6 protein-coding genes are annotated in these 5,944 nt (G+C 36.4%); 3 read left to right on the top strand and 3 right to left on the bottom strand.

Annotated features, from left to right (window positions below; genetic code table 11):
* Positions 1-480 (bottom strand): response regulator transcription factor (locus BBH99_RS07860; protein WP_066694247.1); only part of this gene is annotated, 480 nt, incomplete at its 3' end.
* A gap of 116 nt (positions 481-596) precedes the next feature.
* Here BBH99_RS07860 and BBH99_RS07855 point away from each other — a divergent pair.
* A complete protein-coding gene (locus tag BBH99_RS07855; protein ID WP_123873068.1) occupies positions 597-1,253 on the top strand; it encodes a YiiX/YebB-like N1pC/P60 family cysteine hydrolase in 657 nt (218 codons plus the stop codon).
* A 328-nt stretch (positions 1,254-1,581) separates the two neighbouring features.
* Positions 1,582-1,893 (top strand): NIL domain-containing protein, encoded by a 312-nt coding sequence (locus BBH99_RS07850; protein ID WP_066694245.1) that lies wholly within the window; start codon positions 1,582-1,584, stop codon positions 1,891-1,893.
* A 396-nt stretch (positions 1,894-2,289) separates the two neighbouring features.
* Here the strand turns inward: BBH99_RS07850 and murA are convergent, their stop codons facing one another.
* Together murA and BBH99_RS07840 are read right to left on the bottom strand one after the other, a co-directional pair.
* Positions 2,290-3,597, bottom strand: a complete 1,308-nt coding sequence (murA, locus tag BBH99_RS07845; RefSeq protein ID WP_066694243.1) for a UDP-N-acetylglucosamine 1-carboxyvinyltransferase — start codon at positions 3,595-3,597, stop codon at positions 2,290-2,292.
* Complete coding sequence (locus BBH99_RS07840) at positions 3,597-4,259, bottom strand: DUF4290 domain-containing protein (RefSeq protein WP_066694237.1); 663 nt, start codon at positions 4,257-4,259, stop codon at positions 3,597-3,599. Before BBH99_RS07840 ends, murA begins: the two co-directional genes overlap by 1 nt.
* A gap of 187 nt (positions 4,260-4,446) precedes the next feature.
* Between BBH99_RS07840 and BBH99_RS07835 the strand changes: the two genes are divergently transcribed.
* Positions 4,447-5,886, top strand: coding sequence for an alpha-amylase (locus tag BBH99_RS07835; protein WP_066694235.1), 1,440 nt, complete (start codon positions 4,447-4,449; stop codon positions 5,884-5,886).
* Positions 5,887-5,944 lie beyond the last annotated feature (58 nt).

Below are 5,944 nucleotides of genomic sequence, written 5' to 3'. Positions count from 1 at the left end.
CAGGTTAAACTCCTTGGGAGTAAGTTTGATGGGAATTCCGTTTCTGCTTATTGATTTCAGCTTCAGATCCATTTCAATATTTTCATATCTTAATATTGGTTCAGTGGGAGCATGCAGAGAAAATCTTTTCATTAACACTTTCACCCTTGCAATCAGCTCACGCATTTCAAATGGCTTGGTTAAATAATCATCTGCACCGGAATCAAAACCTTCCAGTTTATCATCTGTAGTTCCCAATGCTGTTAACATAATGACAGGAATATGAGGCTTGGAGGTTTTTATTTCCCTACAGAAATCCAGTCCGTTTTTTAATGGGACAATAATATCTGTAATGATGAGGTCAAAATCCTGAGTAGTGGCCAGTTCTGTCGCTTTTTCACCATCATAGGCAAAACTTACATCCATATCCTGTTCAAGGAGACCTCTGCCAATAAGCCGTGAAAGTCTTTTATCATCTTCAACAAGTAAAATATGAGGCATAAAAGTGGATAAAGGGTTTGGGTTACTGTGAAAGTTACTCGATATTCTCCACAAATGTAATGATTTCTATTTTGTAATTTTGAGGTGAAATAACAATCAGAATACCGGAAATTAAAATGATTTTCAAGAATAAAATTAAAAATGGAAAGATTGTGGGATTACTGTCTCTTTTGATGCTAATCCTAATACAGTGTAATTCCTATCAGAGTTCCATACAGCTTCAGAACGGAGATTTACTTTTTGTTACGGCAAAAGAAACCGGATTGTCCGGAGCTATAAATAACGTTACCCAAAAGCATAAAGCGGCTTCTTTCGACCACATTGGAATTCTTAAGAAAAACGGTCGTAAAATGTTTGTTCTGCATGCCGCTCCAAAAGGCGGTTCACAAAAACAGAGCCTGAAAGATTTTATGGAAGATCAGAAAAAAGACCAGCAAAATGTGGTGGTGTATCGTTTGAAACCTGAATATCAAAAGTCTATTCCTGATGCTATTGAAAAAGCAAACTCCATGTTAGGGAAACCTTATAATTTCAATTATATTTTGGATGAAGGCTCTTATTATTGTTCAGATTTTGTAGAAAGAGCTTTCCGGGACGATCATATTTTTACATTGGAACCTATGACGTTTATAGATCCCAAAACAGGAAGAATCAATGCATTCTGGGAGGATTTTTACACTAAAAAAAATCTGAAAGTTCCGGAAGGAGAGCCCGGTTGTAACCCCAACGGATTAGCTGGATCAGAAAAATTAGAAAGGGTAGGAGACCTTTAGAATAGGTAGAAAGGAAGTTACTATGAGACATATAATAGAAAACCATTACACCTAAAATAATTATTTTTTTAAGAGTGATGGAAAACATATTTTTGATTTTAATAACTTAATAACTTCCATCCTCCAGCTCCCGGCTTCCAGCCCACATACCTTTCCCAAATTTGAATTAAAATAGATAGAGAAGCTGTGATGGCTTCTTTTTTTAAATGTTAAATTTTAAAAAATATTAGTCTACTAATTTGGTGGACTAATATTTTTTTATATTTTTGTGACAGATTTAAATGCAGAACGCAATAAGATCTGAGTATTAACCCAAAAATGTTTAGCAATGATTACATCTAACCCAAGCCTGCAGGTTTTTCAAAATACACTGAGCCTGTCTAAAAAAGAATTGTTATTGGAAATAGAGTTGAATGGCAAAATGAAATTTGAACATTTGATGAACACGATCCATAATCAATTAGGTATTTGTCACAGAGTGTTGTCTGCAAACGTGGAATATGTAAACGGATATAGTTTTGGTTCAGTACAATTATATATTAATGCAAGTTCAGATGACTATCAACAGCTTGAAGTTTATCTGAATAAAAATAAACTTTTGAATACAACGGTAGAGTATCTCTGCAGAAAGTATTCTTAGGGGAGATTCATATAGTTTTAATTACTCAAAGTGTCTGGTTTTTTATCGGGCACTTTTTATTTTGGAATCATTTCTCCCGCAGATCTCGCAGATTACGCAGATTTTTAAATGAAAAAATAGAGAGTAAATTTCCCTCTCTACGAAAACTTACAATTGAAGGAGTGAGAATTCCCCGCCTCCGGAGGGGTGGCAAAAATTCAAAGAATCTTTGACGGGGTGGTTATAAAAAGAACATTTATTACTTCCTTAAATGCAAAGTTCTATTTTCAAGATTTCAAACTCCAAGGCAACAAACAAATAATCAGTTAAAATTGATTTGATGAAGCTTACGTAAAATGAAGGACAACAAAAAAGCGCTCAGATTTCTCTGAACGCTCTATAGTAATAAAAATAAGTTTAGATTCTTTCGATGTCAGCACCAATTGCCTTTAATCTTCCATCGATGTTTTCATATCCTCTGTCGATTTGCTCGATGTTGTGGATAATAGATTTTCCTTCTGCAGAAAGAGCTGCAATAAGAAGGGCATTTCCGGCTCTGATATCCGGGGAAACCATTGTAGTTCCTCTTAAAGGAGCTTCCTGGTTTAATCCGATTACGGTTGCTCTGTGTGGATCGCACAAAATGATCTGAGCGCCCATATCAATTAATTTATCCACAAAGAATAATCTTGATTCAAACATTTTCTGGTGAACCAGGATACTTCCTTTAGCCTGAGTAGCCACTACTAAGATAATAGATAATAAATCCGGCGTGAATCCAGGCCATGGAGCGTCAGAAATTGTAAGGATAGATCCGTCGATAAATTTCTGGATTTTATAATGTTCCTGAGCAGGGATATAAATATCATCACCACTTTGCTCAAGCTGAATTCCCAGTTTTCTGAAAGTATTAGGAATAACTCCCAATTGGTTCCAGTTTACATTTTTGATGGTAATTTCAGATTTTGTCATAGCCGCAAGACCAATCCAAGATCCGATTTCTACCATGTCAGGAAGCATTGTGTGTTCAGTACCTCTTAAATAGTCTACTCCTTCAATCGTAAGAAGGTTAGATCCGATTCCTGAAATATTAGCCCCCATTCTGTTCAGCATTTTGCATAATTGCTGAAGATAAGGTTCGCAGGCAGCGTTATAAATTCTTGTTTTTCCTTTTGCTAAAACGGCAGCCATTACAATATTAGCTGTTCCGGTTACAGAAGCTTCTTCCAATAGGATGAATTTTCCATTAAGCTCTTTTGCTTTTAAAGAATAGAAGTATTCTTCCTCATCATAGTGGAATTCAGCACCAAGTTCTACCAATCCCTGGAAATGGGTATCCAGTCTTCTTCTTCCAATCTTGTCACCACCCGGAGTCGGCATATAAGCTTCTCCGTAACGTGCTAACATGGGGCCCATTAGCATAATTGATCCACGAAGCTTGGCTCCGTCTTTTTTAAACTCGTTGGATTTTATATAGTCGAAGTTTACTTTATCAGCTTTAAAAGTATAGTCTCCATGGCCGTTTTTAGTAACTTTTACGCCAAAATCTCCAAGAATTTCAATCAGCCTGTTTACATCATGGATGTCCGGAATATTTTTAATTCTTACTTCCTCGTCCGTTAACAGAACTGCACATAAAATTTGCAAAGCCTCATTTTTGGCTCCTTGTGGAGTTATTTCACCCTGCAGTCTTTTTCCTCCTCTTATTTGAAATGTTCCACTCATTATTTTCTGTTTTTATGATTGTTATTATGCCTTCTTTTGTTAGGTTGGTTCTTATTGTTGTTATTACCGCTGTTTCGGTTATTGTTGTTGCTTCGGTTGTTGTTGTTATTGGTATAATAGATCTTACTCTTTTCAAGAGAATCAATTCCTGTAAGATCCAGTCTGTTTTCAGACAACTCTTTCAGATGTCTGAAAATAACATCATCCGTTACGTGTTCCTTATTGTAAACATTATAGGATTTCTTCATGTTGTTAGCAATTACTTCAATAAGGGCTTCTTTTTCGTCCCCTGTTTCCAGTTCAATTGCTTTTTCTATTAACTGAAGAATACTTTTTCCGTAAAATTTAAAGTCTCCCTGAAGTTTTGGGTACTCCATTCTTTTAGGTTTTTCTGCCAGCTGTTCCATGGTTGGAAAGGGATAAGGAGAGTCTACATCCAAATCATAATCTGCCAGAATATAAAGATGGTCCCAAAGTTTATGTTTATAATTTTCTTCGTCGCGAAGTTGTGGGTTTCTCTGACCCATAAAATCGATGATTGCCATAGCCATTTCGTTCCTTTCCTCTTTGGTAGGAAGTTCTTTGCAGCGCTCAACCAACTGTTGTATAATTCTGCCGTATTCCGGCATATGAAGCTGAGTTTTTTGGGTGTTATATTCCATAGTATGCAAATATATGGATTAAAAGAAAAATTGTTTCGAGAATCTTAAAAATTTATGATTTTTTAATGAAAATGGTAGATGTTATTCTGATTGAAATATTATTTAAATTTAAAATATTTCTCCTTATTTTGAATTTGTTTTTAATAAAAATGTAAATTAGTTAATAGTTTGATAATTATATATTCTAATGAAAAAAGCATATTTTATTCTTTCCCTACTGGCTTTAGCGCTTGTTGGCTCATGCCAGAATAACGATGAATTAAGTACAGAATCCATGAAAAAGGAAGAAGTACATGATAAAATAGTAAATGTAACCAAGCACGACGGAAGGCCATTCAGTACAGGAAGTGAATCCGGATCTGCACAAGGAAAATTTGTAGCAGGCCCAGGTGGGAGTGTTTTGATGCAAGGATTTTACTGGGATGTTCCCGACGGCGGAAACTGGTGGAACACCGTTAAAGATAAATTAACAGCATGGTCTGATGCCGGAGTTGGTGCGGTATGGCTTCCGCCGGCTTCAAAAGCTCAAAACGGAGCCTATTCCATGGGATATGATCCTACGGATTATTATGATTTCGGAAATTTCAATCAGAACGGAAGTATAGAAACCCGATTTGGATCCAGAACAGAACTGGAAGCTTTGATTACGAAGGCTCATGCAGAAAATATGCAGGTGTATGCCGATATTGTGATCAATCATAACAGCGGCGGGCAATCTGAAGCGAATCCGTTTACAGGAACCAATACCTGGACGAATTTCTCAGGAGTGGCTTCCGGAAAATTTCAGAGAAATTACAATGACTTTTATAAAAATGCTTACGGAAATAATGATGAAGGTGCTTTTGGCGGATTCCCGGATCTTTGCCACGCGAACCCTCATGTTCAGGACTGGCTGTGGGGAAGAGACGATTCAGTGGCAAAATATTATAAAAATGTAATGAAATTCGATGGCTGGAGATTCGATTATGTGAAAGGCTTTGGTCCTTGGGTTGTGAATACCTGGAATTCTAAAGTGGGAGGTTTTTCTGTAGGTGAATTATGGGATTCCAATGTGAATACCTTAGAATGGTGGGCTAATAATGCCAACAGCTCCGTATTCGATTTTGCTGCTTATTATAAAATGGATGAAGCTTTTGATAACGGAAATCTGAATGTATTGAATGATGACATGATGTGGAAAAGAAATCCATACAAAGCAGTAACCTTCGTTGCCAATCATGATACGGATATTATCTACAATAAAATGCCAGCCTATGCTTATATTTTAACTCATGAAGGTTACCCGACTATTTTTTACAGAGACTATGAAGAATGGCTAAACAAAGAAAGACTCAACAACCTGATCTGGATTCACAACAATAAAGCCACAGGAACCACTTCTATTTTATATACGGATAATGATGAATACATTGCAAGACGTAACGGTTACAACGGAAATCCGGGACTTGTAGTCTATATCAACACTTCATCAAACTGGCAGGAAAGATGGATTGATACCAATTGGACGAATCAGCAGATCAAAGATTTTACAGGGCATTCAAGCTGGTATCCAACGACGCAGGGAGATAAGAGGGTGAAAATTCAATGTCCACCGAATAGTTATTCTGTGTGGTCACTGAATTTATGAGTAATGAGTAATGAGTAATGAGTAATGAGTAATGAGTAATGATTAATGAGTAATGAGT

The sequence above is a fragment of the Chryseobacterium contaminans genome (assembly GCF_001684955.1).
Taxonomy (GTDB): Bacteria; Bacteroidota; Bacteroidia; order Flavobacteriales; family Weeksellaceae; genus Chryseobacterium; species Chryseobacterium contaminans.
This window is presented reverse-complemented; position numbering and strand designations above follow the sequence as displayed.

Coding starts and splice junctions, on each gene's coding strand:
- BBH99_RS07855 (WP_123873068.1), top strand. CDS start 597: ATGATTTTCAAGAATAAAATTAAAAATGGAAAGATTGTGGGATTACTG.
- BBH99_RS07840 (WP_066694237.1), bottom strand. CDS start 4,259: ATGGAATATAACACCCAAAAAACTCAGCTTCATATGCCGGAATACGGC.
- BBH99_RS07850 (WP_066694245.1), top strand. CDS start 1,582: ATGATTACATCTAACCCAAGCCTGCAGGTTTTTCAAAATACACTGAGC.
- murA (WP_066694243.1), bottom strand. CDS start 3,597: ATGAGTGGAACATTTCAAATAAGAGGAGGAAAAAGACTGCAGGGTGAA.
- BBH99_RS07835 (WP_066694235.1), top strand. CDS start 4,447: ATGAAAAAAGCATATTTTATTCTTTCCCTACTGGCTTTAGCGCTTGTT.